The 19,277-nt window shown below is 71.4% G+C and carries 17 protein-coding genes; 9 read left to right on the plus strand and 8 right to left on the minus strand.

Annotation, left to right across the window (positions count from 1 at the left end; all coding sequences use genetic code 11):
* Positions 1 to 183 (minus strand): hypothetical protein (locus IG08_RS61820; RefSeq protein ID WP_234343118.1); only part of this gene is annotated, 183 nt, incomplete at its 3' end.
* Between the two features lie 272 nt (positions 184 to 455).
* Between IG08_RS61820 and IG08_RS0142980 the strand changes: the two genes are divergently transcribed.
* Positions 456 to 2,045: a Na+/H+ antiporter gene (locus IG08_RS0142980; protein WP_030616568.1), complete on the plus strand. Its 1,590-nt coding sequence runs from the start codon at positions 456 to 458 to the stop codon at positions 2,043 to 2,045.
* A 17-nt stretch (positions 2,046 to 2,062) separates the two neighbouring features.
* Here IG08_RS0142980 and IG08_RS0142985 read toward each other — a convergent pair whose 3' ends face one another.
* Positions 2,063 to 2,998 (minus strand): helix-turn-helix transcriptional regulator, encoded by a 936-nt coding sequence (locus tag IG08_RS0142985; protein ID WP_030616571.1) that lies wholly within the window; start codon positions 2,996 to 2,998, stop codon positions 2,063 to 2,065.
* Positions 2,999 to 3,220: 222 nt separating this feature from the next.
* Between IG08_RS0142985 and IG08_RS0142990 the strand changes: the two genes are divergently transcribed.
* Positions 3,221 to 4,213 (plus strand): phospholipase D-like domain-containing protein, encoded by a 993-nt coding sequence (locus tag IG08_RS0142990; protein ID WP_030616573.1) that lies wholly within the window; start codon positions 3,221 to 3,223, stop codon positions 4,211 to 4,213.
* Here IG08_RS0142990 and rutA read toward each other — a convergent pair.
* A complete protein-coding gene (gene rutA / locus IG08_RS0142995; protein WP_030616576.1) occupies positions 4,210 to 5,307 on the minus strand; it encodes a pyrimidine utilization protein A in 1,098 nt (365 codons plus the stop codon). The two genes, IG08_RS0142990 and rutA, sit on opposite strands and share 4 nt — an antisense overlap.
* A 169-nt stretch (positions 5,308 to 5,476) precedes the next feature.
* Here rutA and IG08_RS0143000 point away from each other — a divergent pair, with 169 nt between their 5' ends.
* From IG08_RS0143000 to IG08_RS0143010, 3 genes are all read left to right on the plus strand, one after another.
* A complete protein-coding gene (locus tag IG08_RS0143000) occupies positions 5,477 to 8,380 on the plus strand; it encodes a SpoIIE family protein phosphatase (RefSeq protein ID WP_030616579.1) in 2,904 nt (967 codons plus the stop codon).
* Between the two features lie 235 nt (positions 8,381 to 8,615).
* Positions 8,616 to 8,888 (plus strand): hypothetical protein, encoded by a 273-nt coding sequence (locus IG08_RS54960; protein WP_338060183.1) that lies wholly within the window; start codon positions 8,616 to 8,618, stop codon positions 8,886 to 8,888.
* Between the two features lie 106 nt (positions 8,889 to 8,994).
* The gene (locus IG08_RS0143010) at positions 8,995 to 10,830 is read left to right on the plus strand and encodes a serine/threonine protein kinase (RefSeq protein ID WP_043456599.1); all 1,836 of its coding nucleotides are present in this window, start codon (positions 8,995 to 8,997) and stop codon (positions 10,828 to 10,830) included.
* A 20-nt stretch (positions 10,831 to 10,850) separates the two neighbouring features.
* Here IG08_RS0143010 and IG08_RS0143015 read toward each other — a convergent pair whose 3' ends face one another.
* Positions 10,851 to 11,504: a response regulator gene (locus IG08_RS0143015; protein ID WP_030616585.1), complete on the minus strand. Its 654-nt coding sequence runs from the start codon at positions 11,502 to 11,504 to the stop codon at positions 10,851 to 10,853.
* Positions 11,504 to 12,451, minus strand: a complete 948-nt coding sequence (locus IG08_RS0143020; protein ID WP_030616587.1) for a sensor histidine kinase — start codon at positions 12,449 to 12,451, stop codon at positions 11,504 to 11,506. The genes IG08_RS0143015 and IG08_RS0143020 overlap by 1 nt, the downstream gene beginning before the upstream one ends.
* A gap of 210 nt (positions 12,452 to 12,661) precedes the next feature.
* On the opposite strand from IG08_RS0143020, the gene IG08_RS0143025 reads away from it, so the two are divergent.
* Together IG08_RS0143025 and IG08_RS0143030 are read left to right on the plus strand one after the other, a co-directional pair.
* Entirely contained in the window at positions 12,662 to 13,147 is a 486-nt protein-coding gene (locus tag IG08_RS0143025) for a cation:proton antiporter regulatory subunit (protein ID WP_030616590.1), read from the plus strand.
* 4 nt (positions 13,148 to 13,151) lie between these two features.
* Positions 13,152 to 14,354, plus strand: coding sequence for a cation:proton antiporter (locus tag IG08_RS0143030; RefSeq protein ID WP_030616592.1), 1,203 nt, complete (start codon positions 13,152 to 13,154; stop codon positions 14,352 to 14,354).
* A 205-nt stretch (positions 14,355 to 14,559) separates the two neighbouring features.
* Here the strand turns inward: IG08_RS0143030 and IG08_RS0143035 are convergent, their stop codons facing one another.
* A complete protein-coding gene (locus IG08_RS0143035) occupies positions 14,560 to 14,964 on the minus strand; it encodes a pyrophosphohydrolase domain-containing protein (protein ID WP_030616595.1) in 405 nt (134 codons plus the stop codon).
* 88 nt (positions 14,965 to 15,052) lie between these two features.
* Here IG08_RS0143035 and IG08_RS0143040 point away from each other — a divergent pair, with 88 nt between their 5' ends.
* On the plus strand, positions 15,053 to 16,048 hold the full coding sequence (locus IG08_RS0143040) for a TAXI family TRAP transporter solute-binding subunit (protein WP_030616598.1): 996 nt from the start codon (positions 15,053 to 15,055) through the stop codon (positions 16,046 to 16,048).
* Positions 16,049 to 16,104: 56 nt separating this feature from the next.
* Here IG08_RS0143040 and IG08_RS0143045 read toward each other — a convergent pair whose 3' ends face one another.
* Both IG08_RS0143045 and IG08_RS0143050 read right to left on the minus strand, forming a co-directional pair.
* Positions 16,105 to 17,493, minus strand: coding sequence for a sensor histidine kinase (locus IG08_RS0143045; protein ID WP_030616601.1), 1,389 nt, complete (start codon positions 17,491 to 17,493; stop codon positions 16,105 to 16,107).
* A gap of 9 nt (positions 17,494 to 17,502) precedes the next feature.
* Positions 17,503 to 18,189, minus strand: a complete 687-nt coding sequence (locus IG08_RS0143050; protein ID WP_030616604.1) for a response regulator transcription factor — start codon at positions 18,187 to 18,189, stop codon at positions 17,503 to 17,505.
* A gap of 290 nt (positions 18,190 to 18,479) precedes the next feature.
* Between IG08_RS0143050 and IG08_RS0143055 the strand changes: the two genes are divergently transcribed.
* Complete coding sequence (locus IG08_RS0143055) at positions 18,480 to 19,256, plus strand: amino acid ABC transporter ATP-binding protein (RefSeq protein ID WP_030616608.1); 777 nt, start codon at positions 18,480 to 18,482, stop codon at positions 19,254 to 19,256.
* Positions 19,257 to 19,277 lie beyond the last annotated feature (21 nt).

Consider the following 19,277-nt stretch of genomic DNA (forward strand, 5'->3'; position numbering starts at 1 on the left):
GGCCTCGGCGGGGGTGATCCGGGCCCGGCGGGCGCGCAGGAAACGCCCCAGCTCGGTACCCCCGCTCTGCTGCTCACGTGTCATGTCTTCGAGTGTGCGAGCGCCGGTGACCTGGGCGGTAGGGGCGTGGGGGGCCCTGTCACGCCCCGGAACACGGCGCCCCGGCACAGCACGGTCTGCCACGCGGTGCGCCGGCGCGGCAGGCTGGTTCGTGCGCTCGCGTCCGACCGGATGTGCGCCGGTTCCGGCGGGGCGCGCCCGCCGCAGGCCGGCGGCCGCGCTGCTCAGCTTCTTCGTGATGTCTTCGTCATCGCCCCTTCGCCCCTCGCCTGAACCGGGCGGAGTACGCCGACCGCGTCGGACCCGACCACCACGCGACCCGCGTGCTCCCCTACCTACGCCTTCTCTGCCCACGCCCCGCTGCCCACGCCCCCTCAGTCGCCCAGGAGAACCCCTTGCTCGGACTCGAACTCGTCGTCGTCCTCGGCCTGGCGGTGCTCCTGGGCAACGCCGTGGGCGACCGCTTCCGCATCGCCCCGCCCGTCGTCCTGCTGGTCATCGGCGCGCTGCTCGGCTTCGTCCCCGCACTGCGCGAGGTCCACCTGCCGCCGGAAGCGGTCCTGCTGCTGTTCCTCCCCGTGCTCCTGTACTGGGAGAGCCTGACCACGTCCCTGCGGGAGATCCGCCAGAACCTGCGCGGCATCGTGCTGCTGAGCACCACGCTGGTCATCGCCACGGCCGGCGCGGTCGCGACCGTGGCACACGCGCTGGGCCTGGGCTGGGGCCCCGCGTGGGTCCTGGGCGCGGCCGTCGCACCCACCGACGCGACGGCGGTCGGGGTGCTGGCTAAGGCGTTGCCGCGCCGCAACGTGACCCTGCTGCGCGCCGAGAGCCTCGTCAACGACGGTACGGCGCTGGTGGTGTTCGGGCTGGCCGTGGGGATCACGGTCGGCGAGGAGCACCTGAGCGTCCCCCACGTCGGCGGCCTGTTCCTCCTCGCCTACGGCGGCGGGGCGGCGGCCGGAGCGCTGACGGCCTGGGTCGGCATCAAGGTCCGCCGCGTCTTCGACGACCCGCTCCTGGGCAACATCGCCACCCTCCTCACCCCCTTCACCGCCTATCTCCTGGCCGAACTGATCGAAGCCTCGGGCGTGCTGGCAGTGGTCGTGGCGGGCCTGATCATGAGCCAGGCGGGGCCCCGCCTGGTGCAGGCCGCCACCCGCCGCCAGGCGGAGGCGGTCTGGTCGCTGGCCACCTTCGTCCTCAACGGCGCCCTGTTCGTCCTCGTCGGCCTCCAGGCGCAGGCCGCCGGACGCAGCCTGTCCGGTACGGACCTCACCCACGCCCTGATCGCCGTGGCCGCCGTCTCCGGGGTGGTCGTCGCGGCCCGCTTCGCCTTCCTCTTCACCGTGCCGTACCTGATCCGGCTCCTCGACCGCCGCCCGCAGCAACGCCTGCGCCGCATGAACTACCGCCACCGCGTGGTCAGTGCGCTGTGCGGCTTCCGGGGCGCTGTCTCACTCGCCGTGGCCCTGTCGGTGCCGACCGCCCTCGACTCGGGCGCGCCCTTCCCCGACCGCGACACGATCATCTTCGTCACGTCCGGCGTCATCGTCATCACGCTGGTGGTGCAGGGCCTGCTCCTGCCCGGGGTGGTGCGCTGGGCCCGCCTGCCGCACGACACCTCGGTCGAGGAGGAGCGCTTCCTCGCCGAGACCTCCGCCACCGAGGAGGCCCTCAAGGCGCTCCCCGAACTCGCCGACGACCTCAAGACCGACCCTGAGGTCACCGAGCGCCTGCGGCAGGAGTACGAGACCCACCTCCTCGTGGTCCGCGCCGGCGAGGCCGATGCCTCCGACGAGGCGGCCGTCCTCCGCCACGACCGGCACTACACCGCCCTGCGCCTCGCCCTGCTCACCCACAAACGCGCCACGGTCCTCCGTCTCCGCGACGAGCACCGGATCGACGACACCGTCCTGCGCCAGGTCCAGCGACGGCTCGACATCGAAGAGGTACGACTGTCCCGGCGCGACACGGCCGAGTGACGAGCCCCTGACCGCTGCTAGGCGCTCTGGTCGGCCACCGGCAGCTGGGCCCGTGCCGTCGGCTGCGGCCGGTCCATGTCGAGGAGCACCAGCACGTCGTACGCGAGGGCGCCCGGTTCCGCGTAGTAGAAGATCACCCGGTGGCCGCCGGTGCCGTCGAGGTCCAGGGCCTGGAAGCCGAGCGTGAAGACGCCGAACTCCGGGTGGTGGAAGGTCTTGTCGCCGGTGGTGTGGCCCTGGATGTCGTACTGCTCCCACAGCCGGGCGAAGTCCGGGCTCCTGTCGCGCAGTTCGTCGATGAGCGGGGTGAGGCCCGGGGCGTCGGGGTCGGTGCCGGCCAGCGCGCGCAGCCGGGCGACGCAGCCACGGATCTGGTTCTCCCAGTCGTCCCGGTACAGGGCGCGGGCGGCGGGGTGCAGGGCCAGCCACCGTACGACGTTGCGCTGCGCGGGAGGGGTGTCGGCCATGCCGGGCAGGAGGCGCAGGCCGGCGGGGGTGGCGGCGAGCAGCTCGTAGGTACGGCTGACGACGTGGGCGGGGTTGGGGCGCAGAGACTGGAGGAGCAGTGCGACGCCCGGGTCCACGGCCGGACGCCGACCGGCGGGACCCGGCTCCCCGGCCGCGCCGCCGGTGCCGGTGCCTCGGGCCGCGAGGATGGCCAGGCCGCGCAGATACTCGCGCTCCGCCTCGTCCAGACGCAACGCGGAGGCGAGCGCCTCGACGACGGGTGCACTGGGTCGGCGCTCCTTGCCGCGTTCGAGCCGGGTGTAGTAGTCGATGCTCACCCCGGCCAGGGTGGCGATCTCCTCACGGCGCAACCCTGGCGTACGGCGCACTCCGGTGCCGACGGGCAGGCCGACGTCGGCGGGCGTCACCCGGGTGCGGCGGGCCCGCAGGAAGCTGCCCAGCTCACTGCTGTCACCCCTGCCGCCGGTCTGCTGCGTGTGCTCCATCTCCCCAGTGTCCCCCGGGCACCGCCCGCGGGGGTGTGCCACGCCCCGGAACGCCTCGCCGCGCTCCGACGCCCGCGACGCCCGAGCGGGGCCGCGACCGGCCGGCTACGAAGATTTTGCGCACTCGCGGGGAGCGCATGAACCGCCTCCCACGACCCGCGTGATGTCATGCACACGCCTACCATCCCCCCAGGTGGGCGTCAACTCGACCAGGAGTCACGCATGTTGTGGAACCCCCTCCGTCGTGCCGGTGTCACGCTGGCGGCCGGCGCCGCCGTGCTCACCGCCGCCGCCCCCGCGAACGCCGCGAGCTACTCCGCCTTCGCCTTCTCCCGGAGCGGCGGTCAGCCCGCCGTCTACGACTTCATCAACTCGGCCACCACGTCCCTCGACATGACGATGTACGAGCTGGAGGACACCACGGCCGTCGACGACCTCATAGCCCTGGAGAACAAGGGCGTCACCGTGCGGGTGGTCCTGGACCGCCAGCACCAGTCCGCCAACGGCTCGGCCTACAGCGCCCTGACGGGCGCGGGCGTGGGAGTGGTGTGGTCGTCGTCCGCCTTCGTCTACACGCACCAGAAGACCATCACGGTGGACGGCACCAAGTCGCTGATCCTCACCGGCAACCTGACCTCCCAGTACTACGCGACCGGCCGTGACTACGGCGTGTTCGACGACGACAGCCGCGATGTCGCCTCGATCGAGAAGGTGTTCGACGCCGACTACGCCGGCACCTCGATCACGCCCACCGACGGCGACCACCTCCTCTGGTCCCCGACCGACTCCCGCGACCGCCTGCTGTCCGTGATCAACAGCGCCACCAAGACACTCGACGTCGAGGAGCTGGAGTTCAGCGACAGCGCGGTGGTCGACGCCATCGCGGCGAGAGCGAAGGCGGGCGTGACCGTACGGGTGGTCCTGGAGAGCCCCTCCGGCTACGCCGACGAGGTGTCCGAGATCGAGGCGGCCGGCGGGACCGTCGTCGGATACTCCGACCCCGACGGCTTCTACATCCACGCCAAGGCCATGGTCGCCGACTACGGCCTGTCCACCCAGGAGGTGGAGGCGGGTTCCATGAACATCAGCAGCAACTCCCTCTCCAACAACCGGGAGTTGGGCATCGTTCTCACGGGCACCGGGGTGGCCCAGTCCGTGGCCACGACCATCGAGACCACCTTCGCCGGCGACTACACGGGCGGCACCGCCGCCTAGCCCGCCGCGGATCCGGCCGCTGCCGACCGTCCCGACCGGGACCTCATCAGCGGCTGGATCCGCGTGCCGAAGGCGTCGAGTCCTTCCAGGAAGTCGTCGAAGACCAGCATGATCCCCTTCGTGCCGGGAACACCGGCGATCTCGTCGAGCATCCTCGCGACGGTCTCGTAGGAGCCGACGAGCGTGCCCATGTTGAAGTTCACGGCGCCCTCGGGCAGCACGATGGTGCGAGCGGTGGAGGAGTCGTCGGCGGTCGTGTCCGTGGCCGACTCCCCCGCCATGTACGCCAGCGCCGAGAGGTCGGCGTTGTCGTGGTAGTCCTGCCACTTCGCGCGGGCGGCCTCGTCGGTCTCGTCCGCGATGACCATGAAGAGGGACAGGGCACCCACGTCACGGCCGGTCTCCCGGGCCGCGTCCACCAGCGTGGCCGTGGTGTCCGCGAAGGCCAGCGGGGTGTTCACGCCACTGCCCAGGATGAAGTTGTAGTCGGCGTGCTCGGCGGCGAACCGCATTCCGGTGCTGCTCTGCCCGGCGGCGACGATGTCGATGTGTCCGTTCGCCGGCCGCGGGGACAGCACGCAGTCGTCCATCTCGTAGAACTCGCCCTTGAAGTCGCTGACGCCCTCGCTCCACAGCTCCTTCATCACGGTGACGTACTCGACGGCACGCGCGTAGCGGTTGCCGAAGTGCGCGTCCCCGGGCCACACGCCCATCTGCGCGTACTCGCCGGGCGCCCAGCCGGTGACGATGTTGACGCCGAACCGGCCGGGGGCGATGGAGTCGACCGTGACCGCCATGCGCGCGACGATCGCGGGCGGCAGGGCGAGGATCGGGGTGGAGGCGTACAGCTTGATCCGCTCCGTCACGGCGGCCAGGCCGGCCATCAGCGTGAACGACTCCAGGCAGTGGTCCCAGAACTCCGTCTCGCCGCCGAAGCCCTTGAGCTTGATCATCGACAGGGCGAAGTCGAGTCCGTGCTCCTCGGCCTTCTGCACGACGGCCTTGTTCAGCTCGAAGGTCGGCATGTACTGCGGAGAGCTCTTCGATATCAGCCAGCCGTTGTTGCCGATGGGGATGAAGACACCGATGTCCATGCCGCTCCTCATGATCGAAAGCCTGCCCGTGCGACGGCACGGTACACGGACAAAATTTCAACAACTCGCCCTGTTTTCCGATCCGTTGACGCATGTGAGTGACGGGAAGCCGCTGGTGAGAATCCGTGAAACAGGTTTCGGACGAAAACGTGGACGATAGGTTCCCTGCATGAACGCACGGCTCGCCCTCCTCAGCTCGGTAGCCCCCGGTGCCACGGAGAGCGAGATCTTCCGGCTGGCACTCCAGCACGCGGTGGGAGAGCTGGGCGCATTCGGCGCAGCCATGCACCTGCGTGGCCCGATGTCCGCGTTGCGCCTGGTCTCGTCCGTCGGACTCCCGACCGCCCTCACCCGCTCCTGGGAGATCGTCGACCAGGAGGGACCACTGGCCCCGGCCCGCGCCCTCCATCGGGGCAGTGGCGTATGGACACCCCTGGGTTCCCCCGGGTCCGACGCCGATGCGGCATGGCCCGGCACGGGTCTCGCCGCCCTGCCGGTGTTCGGCGGGAAGCGCAGCATCGGCGCGCTGACCGTCCTGGCGGGCGAGCACGGTGAGCCCACCCCGGAGCAGTGGGGCTTCCTGCGAGCCGTCGTCACCTGGACCGAGGAGCGCATGGCCCAGGCACCGCCGCCGTCCGGTCCCTCCCAGACGGAGCCGAGCGGTGACCGTGACCGTCTGCGGCAGGCCCTGAAGGAGGTCAGCGTCGGCTCGTGGGACTGGAACATCCAGACCGGCGACCTGATCTGGGACGAGGCCGCCCTGGAGCTCTACGGCACCAGGCCGGAGGACTACACCGGCAAGATCGAGAACTGGATGAGGATCGTCCACCCCGACGACCTGGCCCCGACCCTGGACGCGGCGGGACAGGCGATCCGCGACCACGGCGTCTACGAGGCCGAGTACCGCGTACGGCGCCTGGACGGCACGTACGGCTGGACGCTGGCCCGCGGCAGGGCGACGTACGACGAGCACGGCGAACCCCTCAGGATGATCGGCGTGGGATGGGAGAGCAACGAGTCCCGTTCCGCCCGTGACGCGCTCAGCCGGGCCCTGCGCCACATGAGCGACGGTTTCCTGGCCGTGGACTACGAGTGGCGCATCACCTTCGCCAACCTGGAAGCGGAACGCACGCTGGGCTTCTCCGAGGAGGAGCTGTTCGGGCGCATCCTGTGGGAGCTGCCCTCCGCACGGCAGGTCCCCGGACTGGAGAGCCGCTGCCGCAACGCCGCGGCCGAGGCGAGGTCCGCCGGCTTCGACGTGCACATGCCGGACTCCGGGCGCCGCTACCACCTGCGGCTGGTCCCGGGGCCCGACGGCCACACCCTCTACCTGACCGACGTCACCGAGAAGCGGCGCCTCGCGGAGGAGCGCCAGGCGGCCGAGCGCGCCGCGTCCCAGCGCGCGGCCCGGATCGCGGAACTGACCACGGCGCTCGCCAAGGCGACGACCTCGCGGGACGTGGTGGACGCGGTCGCCCGACGGGTGCTGCCGCCGTTCGCCGCGGCCGGCCTCCTGGTGCAGGCCATCGAGGGCGACCGCCTCCACCACGTCGGAGCCGTCGGCTACCCGGACGACTTCCTCGAAGGCGTCGACCGTCACGCGTGGACGCCGCACAACCCGGCCTGGGAGGCGATCCAGGCCGACACGCCCCTGTTCCTGTCCTCCCCGCAGGAGTTCGCCGCGCGCTGGCCCGAGCTGGCCGGCCTGCTCGACGGCGACAAGCAGGCGTGGGCCTTCCTGCCGCTGACCGCATCCGGACACACGTTCGGGGTGTGCGTGATCTCCTTCGACCGCCCGCGCCGCCTCACCGACGAGGAACGCGCGCTGCTGACCACGATCAGCGCCCTGGTGGCACAGTCCCTGGAACGGGCCCGGCTCTACGACGCCGAGCACACCCGTTCCCGCGAACTCCAGCGCAGCCTGCTTCCCCGGGACCTGCCCGACCTGCCCGCGTGCACGGCCGCCGCGCGCTATCTCCCGGCCGGGCAGGGCGCGGACGTGGGCGGCGACTGGTACGACATCATCCCGTTGTCCAGCGGGCAGGTCGCCCTCGTCGTCGGTGACGTCATGGGCCACGGTCTGCCGGAGGCGGCCACCATGGGCCGGCTGCGCACCGCCGTGCACACCCTGGCCGACCTCGAGCTACCGCCCGGCGAGATCATGGGCCACCTCAACGACATCGTCGTCGGCATGGGCGAGGCGTCGTACGCCACCTGCCTGTACGCCCTCTACGACTCCACCACCCGGGTCTGTTCCCTCGCCCGGGCCGGACATCCACCGCCCGCCCTGGTCCACCCCGACGGCACCGTGCACTTCCCGGAGCCGGACGCGGATCCGCCCCTGGGCGCGGCGGAGCCGCCGTTCGAGACGGTCGAGCTGGAGGTGCCCGAGGGCAGTCTGCTCGTGCTGTACACCGACGGCCTGGTCGAGTCGTCGAAGCGGGAGATCGACGAGGGCATGGCGGAGCTGGCCCGGCTCCTGAGCACGGCGCACGAGGACGGGACCGCCGTAGACCTTGAACGCCTGTGCGACAGGCTGACGGCCGGGCTGCTGCCCACCGAGCAGCAGGCGGCCGACGACGCGGCCTTCCTCGTCGCCCGTCTGCACTCGCTGCCCGCCGACCGGATGGCCTCCTGGCCGCTGCCCGAGGACCCGAAAGCCGCGGGCCAGGCCCGCCGTCATGTCCGTGAGCAACTGGCCGCCTGGGGCCTGGACGACCTGACCCCCACCGCGGAGCTCCTGGTCAGCGAGCTCGTCGGCAACGTCGTACGCCATGCCAGGGGCCCTGTCCGCCTCCGTCTGCTGCACGGCGCCGAGTTGATCTGCGAGGTCTACGACGGCAGCCAGACGATGCCCCGCATCCGCCGCGCGACGGAAACCGACGAGGGAGGCCGCGGCCTCCAGCTGATCACGGCACTCTCCGGCCGCTGGGGCGCCCGCTACACCCCGGCGGGCAAGTGCATCTGGACCGAACAGCCCCTGCCCGGCCCCGGGGACCACACGGCCGACGCTTCGGAACTGGTGTTCCTGAACGCGCCCGACTTCGACGAGGACTGGGACGCGCTGCTCTGAGAGCAGCGCGTCCATTCGGCCCAGCAGCGCGGGCAGGGACGAGAGGGGCGTCCCTGGGGTCGCGGTGGCGGCCATACCGGCCGCCCCTCCCGAAAGGTCAGCACGCATGGGGATACGCACCACGCTCGTCGGCACAGCGGCGCTCGTCATGGCCACCGGACCGCTGACGGGCGTCGCACACGCTCAAACCGACCTGGACTGCCGCGACTTCGTCCATTAGGAAGACGCGCAGGCGGTGTACGACCGCGACATCAGCGACCCCAACCGGCTCGACGAGGACCAGGGACCCGACGACGGCATCGCCTGTGAGGTCCTGCCCCGCAGAGGAACCACCGGCCTGACGGCGGCCACACCGCTTCCGACACTCGGCGTCCAGGGCGGCGCCGGCGGCAGCACGGGACCGGCCGACCTCGAGCGGGCGCTGGGCGTGGCCCTGGCCCTCGGCGCGCTCGGTCTCACGGTGGGTTATGCGGTACGGCGGCGGCGCCGTGGCCTCCGTGGTTCGTGAAGGAGTCACGGCTGGGCGGTGTCCTCTGCTCCACCGGCCCGGCGGGACACGTGGGGCTCGTGATGCAATGAGCCACCACAGAGCCGATCGCGGGGTGGAGTAGGGCGTGTTGAGCAACGGTGGGCCCGGTGCGGGGAGTTTTGAGGCGCTGGAGGAGGGGGATCCGCAGGTCGTCGGCGGGTATCGGCTGGTGGCGCGGCTCGGGTCCGGTGGGATGGGGCGCGTCTATCTCTCGCACACGCCGGGCGGACGGGCCGTCGCGGTCAAGGTGATCCGCCCGGAGCTGGCCGAGAGCGCCGAGTTCCGCAAGCGGTTCCGGGCCGAGGTCGCCGCGGCGAGCCGGGTGCACGGGCTCTACACGGCACCCGTGGTGGACAGCGACACCGAGGGATCCGTGCCGTGGTGCGCGACGGCCTATGTGCCGGGACCGTCCCTCTCCGAAGCCGTGCGCGACCACGGACCGCTGCCCGTCGACACCGTGCTGCGGCTGATCGCCGGCGTCGCGGAGGCACTGCAGGCGGTGCACCGCGAGGGCATCGTGCACCGCGACCTCAAACCGTCGAACGTCCTGCTCGCCGCCGACGGCCCGCGCGTCATCGACTTCGGTGTCGCACGCGCCGCCGACACCACGTCGGTGACGCAGAGCGGCATGGCCATCGGCACGGTCGCCTACATGGCGCCGGAGCAGGCACTCGGCGGGGAGGCCGCCGCCTCGGCCGACGTGTTCGCCCTGGGGCAGATCGCCGTGTTCGCGGCAACGGGCGACGCCGCCTTCGGGAGCGGCGACTCTCACGCGGTGCTCTACCGGGTCGTCCACGAGGAGCCCGACCTCGGCCGAGTGCCGGAAGAGATACGGGACTTGGCGGCTCACTGTCTGCGCAAGCCCGCCGCCGAACGGCCCTCCGTCGAGGAGGTCATACGCTCCGTCCAGACGATCCAGGCACATCGCGGTGACACCGCACGGTTCAACTCCGGGGCATGGCTGCCGGGCGAACTGGCCGCGGGCATCGCGGCCAGGACCGAGGGCGCCGATCAGGCCCGGGCGGGGACCCCCACGGGCCCGCAGGCCTCCGGCGGCTTCGGCCCCGCCCCGGCCCACTCCCCCACCCCGCCGTCCCATGCCGCGCTGCCCGGACCGTTCGTGATGGGGCACGGGGCCACACCGGGTGCGTACGGTTCCCCGCCCTGGCCACAGCCGCAGCGGCCCGCCGCCGTCCAGACGTCCTCAGTGGACACGGACGGCAAGAGCCGCCGGGCCCGGCCCTGGATACTGTCGGCGGCCGCCGTCGTACTCGTCGCCGGTGGGGCGGGCACCGCGCTGCTGCTCGCCCCGGGGGACAGCGACGGGCGGACTCAGGACGTGGCGGCGTCGCAGTCGGCCAAGGCCACGGCCACGACCGCCGAGGCGTCGCCGTCGACGTCCGCCAGCGCCTCGAAGAAGGCGAAGCCCACCAAGTCCGCCGTGCCGCCCAGCCCTTCGGCTCCGGCGGCCTCCACACCGACCGCGACCTCGGCACCCCCGACCGCCGCGTCCAGCGCGCCCGCGTCCCCGACGGCCCCGGTCCCGGTGACCTACGCCGGAATCCGGATGACCAAGAGCCACGACCTGTATCTGGCGGACACCCCGGTGCGGGCCAAGGCCGACACCGGGACCTCCGACGAGGATCTGACGTACGCCGTCTACGACTCGGGCGCGGTCCTCGCCCCCGGCACCGAATCCGGCAGCTCCCTCGCCCTGCTGCCGGCGGGCCGGCAGGGGAGCCTCGACGCGTGCAAGGCGGCGACCGGCTACAAGACCTACGTCTGGGTCAAGGACCTGACCGTCGGTCAGCAGATGTGTGTCATCAGCGGGACGGGACACGTGGGGCTCGTGACGTATCGGGGCTCGTCCGGGACGACGTATGCCGACCTGGACGTGAAGGTGTGGCGCAACGCGGCCTGACCGCAAGGGACTTCGGAGACCTACGGGTCGATCAATCCCGCCCGGATCGCGTACCGGGTCAGTTCCAGGCGGTCCCGCATGCCCAGTTTGTGCAGCAGGTTCGCGCGATGGCGCTCGACCGTCTTGGCGCTGATGAAGAGGAGCTCGGCGATCTCCTTCGAGGTGTGGCCCTCGGCGACGAGCTTGAGGATCTCCTCCTCGCGCTCGGTGACGGCCCGCGCGGGCAGGCCGTCGCCGCGGTGGAGGCGGTCGAGGTAGGAGCGGACGAGGGCCCGTTCCGCGCCCGGGTAGACGAACGGCTCGTCGCGCATCGCCGCCCGGCAGGCCTCGACGAGGTCGCGGTCGGCGACGGACTTGAGGACGTAGCCGCTGGCCCCGGCCTTGAGGGCCTCGAAGAAGTACTGCTCGTTGTCGTACATCGTCAGGATCAGGATGCGCAGACCGGGCAGCCGGCGGGAGAGCTCGCGGGCCGCCTGGAGGCCGGTCATACGGGGCATGGCGATGTCCAGGACCGCCAGATCCACCTCACACGCGCGTGCCAGCTCGACCGCCTCCGCACCGTCGCCGGCCTCGGCCACGACCGTGAGGTCCGGCTCGCCCTCCAGGATGAGGCGGACTCCGCGCCGTACGAGTGTGTGGTCGTCGGCGAGCAGGACGCGGGCCGGATCCGGCATCAGCGGGCTCCTGCCGAGACCGGTATGCGCAGGCGTATGTCCGTACCCCGGTCGGGCCCTGGCCCCACCGAGAGCACCCCTCCGACCAGCAGCGCCCTTTCGTGCATGCCCTGCGTCCCGGCTCCCTCCGGGGCCCCGCCGAGCCCCTTGCCGTTGTCGCGTACGAGGAGTTCGACGCCGTCGCCGACCAGCCTCAGCCGGACCTCCGCCCGGTCCGCGCCGGCATGCCGTGCGGTGTTGGTGAGGCCCTCCTGGGCCACCCGGTAGACCACGAGTTCCGACTCCTCGGTCAGGGGCGGCAGCCCGCCGCGGACGTCGTGCCGCACGGTCAGTCCGTGCGTGCTGAACTCGGCCGCGAGGGACCGCAGCGCGCTGGGCAGCCCGAGCTCCTCCAGGACGCCGGGGCGCAGGCGGCGGGCGATACGGCGGATCTCGTCGAGGCCCGCGCGGGTGGCCTCCTGCGCCTGGCCCACCTCCTCGCGCAGCTCCTCCGGCGCCCGGTCGGCGACCCGCTTGAGCTGGAGCAGCACGGCGGTCAGGGTCTGGCCGACCTCGTCGTGGAGTTCGCGCGCGATGCGCCGGCGTTCGCGCTCCTGCGCGGAGAGGGCGCGGGCCGCGCCGGCGGCGCGCTCGGCCTCCAGCCGGTCGAGCATCGTGTTGTACGTCGTGATCAGCTCGGCGGTCTCCGTGGGGCCGGCGACGGGGGTACGCGCTCCGGGACGCAGCAGATCCGCGGTGGCCATGTCCCGGCCCAGCCGCTGCAGCGGGGCGAGCCCGATCCGCAGGACCACGGCGTTGGCGGCGAGCAGTAGCGCGAGGCCCACGACGACGACCAGCGCCTCGGCCGGCAGGACGGGGGTCGACACGGTGACCGGGCCCAGCAGCAGCGCGGCGGCGACGACCAGGCCGACGGCGTTGAGCGAGAAGATCCGCCAGAACAGCGACATGATTCTGTCTGCGCTCCTGTCGGTCCTCGTGTGCGTATGCGTCGGTGTGTGCGTACGCGTCGATACCACCTTCGCCGCCCGCCTCCGGCTCCGTATATCCGTCACGACACCCATGTCGCCACCGTACGGGCCGATGGCACGATCACCACGAGCCATCACCACGAGCCATCACCACGCGAACCCATCACCACACGAACAAGGGGAAGAAACGTGTCTGCTCCACGCCTGAGGGCGACGCCGCTGCCCGGCATCGGGGTCCAGTACGACCTCGTGACCCGGGAGGACCGCCATCTGTCCGTGGTGGCGCACCGCGACGGCGCCCGGACGGTCAGCGTGTACCAGGCCGACGACCCCGACTCCTGCGCCCAGTCGCTGCGCCTGACCGGCTCCGAGGCGGGCACCCTGATCGACGCGCTGAAGCCGTCCCACCACAGCCCGAGCCTGCTGTACACCACGGACCTGGGGCTGGTCGCCGAGCGCATCGAGGTGGCCGCGGCCTCGCGCTGGAACGGGCGGGTGCTGGGCGACACCCGGATGCGGACGGAGACGGGCGCGTCAGTGGTGGCCGTGCTGCGGCGGGCCGAGGCGATTCCGTCGCCGACGCCGGACTTCCGGCTGGCGGGCGGTGACACGCTCATCGTCGTCGGCACCCGTGAGGGCGTCGACGCGGCCGCGTCGATACTCGGACGGGAGTGAACCGGTGCACTCCGCGGTCCTGTTGATCGAGTTCGGTTCCATCATCCTCGGCCTCGGCCTGCTCGGGCGGTTCGCCGCCCGGTTCCGGCTGTCGCCCATCCCGCTGTACCTGCTGGCCGGTCTGGCCTTCGGCGAGGGCGGGTTGCTGCCGCTCGGCGCGAGCGGGGAGTTCGTCGCGACGGGTGCCGAGATCGGCGTCATCCTGCTGCTGTTGATGCTCGGCCTGGAGTACTCGGCCGGCGATCTGGTCACCAACCTCAAGGCCCACTACCCGTCCGGGCTGGTCGACTGCGCGCTGAACGCCGTGCCGGGTGCGGCGGCCGCGCTGCTGCTGGGCTGGGGCCCGGTGGCCGCGGTGGTCCTGGCCGGCGTCACCTGGATCTCGTCGTCCGGCGTCATCGCGAAGGTCCTCGGCGACCTCGGCCGGGTCGGCAACCGGGAGACCCCGGTGATCCTCAGCGTGCTCGTCCTGGAGGACCTGGCGATGGCGGTGTACCTGCCCATCGTCACCGCGCTGGTCGCCGGGGCCGGGCTGCTGGCCGGGAGCGTGACGCTGGCGATCGCGCTGGGGGCGGCGGGACTGGTGCTGTTCGTGGCGGTGCGCTACGGCCGGGTGATCTCCCGGTTCGTGTCGAGCGACGACCCCGAGAAGCTGCTCCTCGTCGTCCTGGGCCTGACGATCCTGGTCGCGGGCGTGGCACAGCAGCTCCAGGTGTCGGCGGCGGTGGGCGCGTTCCTGGTGGGCATCGCGCTGTCCGGAGAGGTGGCGGAGGGGGCCCACACGCTCCTGAGCCCGCTGCGGGACCTGTTCGCGGCGGTCTTCTTCGTCTTCTTCGGCCTGCACACCGACCCGGCGAGCATCCCGCCGGTCCTCCTCCCCGCCCTCGCCCTGGCCGTCGTCACCGCCGGGACGAAGATCGCCACGGGGTACTGGGCGGCACAGCGGGCCGGCGTCTCCGTCAAGGGCCGCTGGCGCGCGGGCGGCGCGCTGGTGGCCCGCGGCGAGTTCTCGATCGTCATCGCCGGTCTGGCGGTGAGCGCCGGCATCGAGCCCTCCCTCGGCCCCCTGGCCACGGCCTACGTCCTCATCCTGGTCGTCCTCGGCCCCCTCACCGCCCGCTACACGGAACCGCTGGCGTCCAGGTGGGCGGCCCGCCGCGCTCCCGCACGGACGGCGGAGCCGAGGGTGCCGGTGGGCGGCGACTGAGCCACCGGCTTCTCCTCGCCCCCGCCGCCCCTGGGGGCTGCGCCCCAGACCCCGCTGTCGGCCTGAACTGCCTCGTCCTCAAACGCCGGACGGGCTGAAGTGCACTGACCGGCGCTGAAAAGTCCGCCCCACCGAGCCGCCCACCTCTCGACCTACCGAGTCGGGTGGTGGGTGGGCAGAGGCCGGGTGGCCCACTCGTCACCCCTCACTCCCCGTACGGGCTCCACCCCTGCCGCCGCAGTACCCCCGACACGTCCGGCGCCTCGTAGTGCTCCCCCTTGAGGACCTTGCCGTCCTCGCGGCGGGCGACCCGGCCGTCGGGGCCCAGCTTGGTCATGTTGGAGCGGTGGATCTCGGCGATCACCGCGTCGAGGTCGATGCCGTGGACGAGGGCCGTGCCGTACGCCACGTACACGACATCGGCCAGTTCGTGTGCGAGTTGGTCGAGGGGGCCGCCGACGGAGACCTCGGCGACCTCCGCGGCCTCCTCCGCGAGCAACTTCCCCCGCTGGGCGGCGAGTTCCGGGGAGACCTCGGTGGGCGTGCTGCGGGCGTCCAGCCCGACAGCGAGATGGAAGGCACGGACGAGGTCGGCGGGCGAAGAGCTCATGGATCCGACCCTAGCGACGGCCACTGACACCCCACCCTGTGACCCCGGCCCTGGTCAGCACCGCGTCCCGCCTGGCAGGATCACGCGCATGTCCATGCTGTTCCCCCGTATCGGCAGGCGCCGGGCCCTGCAGGGCGCGGCCGCCGGCTTCGTCGTCTTCGGGCTGCTGCTGTGGTGGCTGCTGCCCCTGGGCGAGGAGCCACCGAGCGGGTCGATCACGTTCAGCACGGGAACGCGTGCCGGCGTCTACCAGAAGTACGGCGAGCTCCTGCGCAACGAGCTCGCGAAGGACATGCCGGACCTGAAGGTGAAGCTGCAGACCAGTGCCGGGTCGCAGGCGAACGTCGCGGGCGTGGCGACCGGGGAGGCCGACTTCACGATCGCCGCGGCGGACGCGGTGGAGACGTACCAGCACGACGACGGCCCCGGCGCCGGGCAGCTGCGCGGTGTCGCCCGCCTCTACGACGACTATGTGCAGCTCGTCGTCCCGACGGACTCGGACATCGAGTCCGTCAAGGACCTGAAGGGCAAGCGGGTCTCCATCGGGCTGCCCAACTCGGGAGTGCGGCTGATCGCCGACCGGGTGCTCACGGCGGAGGGCATCGACCCGGACAAGGACATCACGCCCCGGGCCGAGGGCATCGACACCGGACCCAAACTGCTGGGGCACGGCCTCGACGCGTTCTTCTGGTCGGGCGGAGTGCCGACGGACGGACTGAAGCAGCTCGCGGAGAGCTCCGGCTTCCGGTTCGTCCCGATCCCGGCGAGCCTCGTCGCCAAGCTGCACGCGGAGGGCGCCGCCACCGGCTACTACCGCGCCACCAACATGCCGGCGTCGGCCTACCCGACCGTCCAGAACGGGAAGACCGTCCCGACGATGGCCGTGTCCAACCTCCTGGTGACGCGCGAGGACATGGACCCCCGGCTCACGGAGTGGATCACCCGCACCGTGATCAAGAGCCGGGACGGCATCGGCCGCCACGTCCACTCCGCCCAGCTGGTCGACCTGCGCACCGCGATCTACACCGACCCCCTGACCCTGCACGCCGGCGCCCGGCGCTACTACCGCTCGGTCAAGCCGTAGGACGGGCAAGGCGAAAGACCGGGCAAGCCGAAGGACAGGTCAGGCCGAAGGACAGGTCAGACCGTAGACCGGCTACGGGGCACGGTCACCGTCACCTTCAACCCGTGCGGTTCGTGATGGCCGTACGAGATCGACCCACCGCCCGCCGCGAGGAGGGTCCGCGAGATGGACAGGCCGAGGCCGGAGCCCTTGATGTTCTGGTGGCGGCCGCTGCGCCAGAAGCGGTCGCCGATGCGGGCGAGTTCCTCGTCGGTCAGGCCGGGACCCCGGTCGGTGACCACGACGGTCGAGGTGGCGCCGTCGGGGGCGACCGTGACCTCGACGGTCTCGTCCCTCGGCGTGAACTTCACCGCGTTGTCGATCACCGCGTCCAGCGCGCTGGACAGGGTGACCGGGTCGGCCCAGGCGGTGGTGGGCGGGCAGTCGCCCACCAGCCGTACCCCCTTGGCCTCGGCGGTCGGCGTCCAGGCCGCGACGCGCTCGGCGGTCAGCGCGCCGATGTCGGTGATCCTCAGGTCGGCCTCGGTGTGCTCGGCCAGGGCTAGGTCGAGCAGGTCGTCGAGGACCTGGGCCAGGCGTTTGCCCTCGGTCTGCACCGAGGCGATCTCCTTGTTTCCCTCCGGGAGTTCGAAGCCGAGCAGTTCGATCCGCAGCAGCAGCGCCGCGAGCGGGTTGCGCAGCTGGTGCGAGGCGTCGGCGACGAAGGCGCGCTGCTGCTCCAGGACGTCTTCGACGTTGTCCGCCATCTCGTTGAACGACCGGGCCAGGCGCTGGAGTTCCGGCGGCCCGCCGGCGGCCGCGACCCGGGACTTGAGGGCTCCGCTCGCGATCGAGTGGGTGGTGGCGTCGAGGACGCGTACGGGCCTGAGCACCCAGCCGGTCAGCCGCAGCGCGGCGCCGACGGCCAGCAGCATGGCGGCCAGTTCGCCCGCGGCGATGACCAGCCAGCCGTGCAGGATCCGCGAACGCATCTGTCCCGTGGGCGAGTCGGTGACGACGACCGCGACCACGTCACCGTCCCGGATCACCGGTGAGGCGACGACCAGGCGGTTGCGCTGCCAGGGCCACACCTGCTTCGGGTCCTGACTGCGACGGCTGAGCAGCGCCTCGTCGAACGCGTCACGCACCTCCCCCTTCTGGGGGAGGAAGAAGGAGCGCGGTGCCTTGGCCATGTGGATATCACTGCCGTAGAAGACACCCACACGAATGCCGTAGACCTTGTAGTAGCTGGCGAGTTCGCTCTCCAGCGTCGCCAGGCGCTCGTTGTTCGACGAGTCGTCGGTGACGAACTGGGCGAGAGCCGCGAAGTGCGCCGTGTCGTCGATCCGGTCGACGACCACCTTCTGCTGCTGGGCCGAGGCCACGCCGACGGCCAGCGGGATGCCCAACGCGAGCAGGACGGCCGCCATCAGGACGATGAGCAGCGGGAGCAGACGTGTGCGCACCCGGCCCCGCTAGGCGGCCGGGGCGACGAGCCGGTAGCCCACGCCTCGTACGGTCTCGATGAGCGCCGGCATGCGCAGCTTGGCGCGCAGGGACGCGACGTGCACCTCCAGGGTCCGCCCGGTCCCCTCCCAACTGGTCCGCCACACCTCGCTGATGATCTGCTCCCGGCGGAAGACCACACCGGGACGCTGGGCCAGCAGGGCGAGGAGGTCGAACTCCTTGCGGGTCAGCTGGACGACCGCACCGTCCACGCTGACCTGACGGGTGGGCAGCTCGATGCGCACGGGGCCGAGGAGCAGCGCGGTGTCGCCGCCACCCGGGACGTCCTCGTGGGCGGTGCGCCGGCTGACGGCGTGGATGCGGGCGAGGAGCTCACCGGTGTCGTACGGCTTCACGACGTAGTCGTCGGCGCCGAGGTTGAGGCCGTGGATGCGCGAGCGGACGTCGGCGCGTGCGGTGACCATGATGACCGGGGTGCTGGTGCGCTTGCGGATCTTGCCGCAGACCTCGTAGCCGTCCTGGTCGGGCAGGCCGAGGTCGAGGAGCACCACCCCGAAGCCGTCGCCCTCGGGGACGAGCGCCTGGAGGGCCTCCTCGCCGCTGCGGGCGTGCGTGACGTCGAAACCGTGCCGGGCGAGGACCGCGGACAGGGCGGCGGCCACATGGTTGTCGTCCTCGACGAGGAGAAGTCTCATCCGGGCCCCCTTCGGTTCATCGGACGTACGATCAGGATGTGTAAACAAATCGCGTGCACGCGCGCGCGTGCACGAGTTGAAGTCACGCTGATGGAAGAGGACGGCGTCAAGAGGGTTCCGGTTGCGCGAGGCTACCGTTATCCGGCCGATACGCGCGCTGGTGACAACTGCTACGACACGTGTCCGATTGCTATCGGATCGTGATGCTCAGATTCCCCTCAGATGTAATGACGCTGGTCGCATGGGGTTACTAAGGTCCTCGCAACCGACGAGGACGGAGCCAGAGAGCGATGACCGAAGTATCGGTGACCAAGGAAGATGTGGTCCCAACCGGCGAGCTGGTCGTCCTGAAGAGCGTCAACAAGCACTTCGGCGCGTTGCACGTGCTCCAGGACATCGATCTGACGATCGCCCGCGGCGAGGTCGTCGTGGTCATCGGACCCTCCGGGTCCGGAAAGTCCACCCTGTGCCGCGCCATCAACCGCCTGGAGACGATCGACGACGGCGCGATCTCCATCGACGGCAAGCCGCTGCCCCAGGAGGGCAAGGAACTCGCCCGGCTGCGCGCCGACGTCGGCATGGTGTTCCAGTCCTTCAACCTGTTCGCGCACAAGACCGTGCTCGAGAACGTGATGCTGGGCCAGATCAAGGTCCGCAAGATCGACAAGAAGAAGGCCGAGGAGAACGCACGCGCTCTGCTCGACCGGGTCGGCGTCGCCACCCAGGCGGACAAGTACCCCGCGCAGCTGTCCGGCGGACAGCAGCAGCGTGTCGCCATCGCACGGGCGCTGGCCATGGACCCCAAGGTCATGCTGTTCGACGAGCCCACGTCGGCACTCGACCCGGAGATGATCAACGAGGTGCTGGAGGTCATGCAGCAGCTCGCCCGCGACGGCATGACCATGATCGTCGTCACCCATGAGATGGGTTTCGCACGATCGGCCGCAAACCGCGTGGTGTTCATGGCGGACGGCCGGATCGTCGAGGAGGCTGCGCCCGAACAGTTCTTCAGCAACCCGCGCAGCGACCGTGCCAAGGACTTCCTGTCGAAGATCCTGCACCACTGACGGCCCACCTCGCGCACCCGA

Source organism: Streptomyces fulvoviolaceus, from assembly GCF_000718165.1.
Lineage (GTDB): Bacteria > Actinomycetota > Actinomycetes > Streptomycetales > Streptomycetaceae > Streptomyces > Streptomyces fulvoviolaceus.

Coding starts and splice junctions, on each gene's coding strand:
- IG08_RS0143050 (WP_030616604.1), bottom strand. CDS start 18,189: ATGAGACTTCTCCTCGTCGAGGACGACAACCATGTGGCCGCCGCCCTG.
- IG08_RS0143055 (WP_030616608.1), top strand. CDS start 18,480: ATGACCGAAGTATCGGTGACCAAGGAAGATGTGGTCCCAACCGGCGAG.
- IG08_RS0143020 (WP_030616587.1), bottom strand. CDS start 12,451: ATGTCGCTGTTCTGGCGGATCTTCTCGCTCAACGCCGTCGGCCTGGTC.
- IG08_RS0143015 (WP_030616585.1), bottom strand. CDS start 11,504: ATGCCGGATCCGGCCCGCGTCCTGCTCGCCGACGACCACACACTCGTA.
- IG08_RS0143000 (WP_030616579.1), top strand. CDS start 5,477: ATGAACGCACGGCTCGCCCTCCTCAGCTCGGTAGCCCCCGGTGCCACG.
- IG08_RS0143040 (WP_030616598.1), top strand. CDS start 15,053: ATGTCCATGCTGTTCCCCCGTATCGGCAGGCGCCGGGCCCTGCAGGGC.
- IG08_RS0142985 (WP_030616571.1), bottom strand. CDS start 2,998: ATGGAGCACACGCAGCAGACCGGCGGCAGGGGTGACAGCAGTGAGCTG.
- rutA (WP_030616576.1), bottom strand. CDS start 5,307: ATGGACATCGGTGTCTTCATCCCCATCGGCAACAACGGCTGGCTGATA.
- IG08_RS0142990 (WP_030616573.1), top strand. CDS start 3,221: ATGTTGTGGAACCCCCTCCGTCGTGCCGGTGTCACGCTGGCGGCCGGC.
- IG08_RS0143035 (WP_030616595.1), bottom strand. CDS start 14,964: ATGAGCTCTTCGCCCGCCGACCTCGTCCGTGCCTTCCATCTCGCTGTC.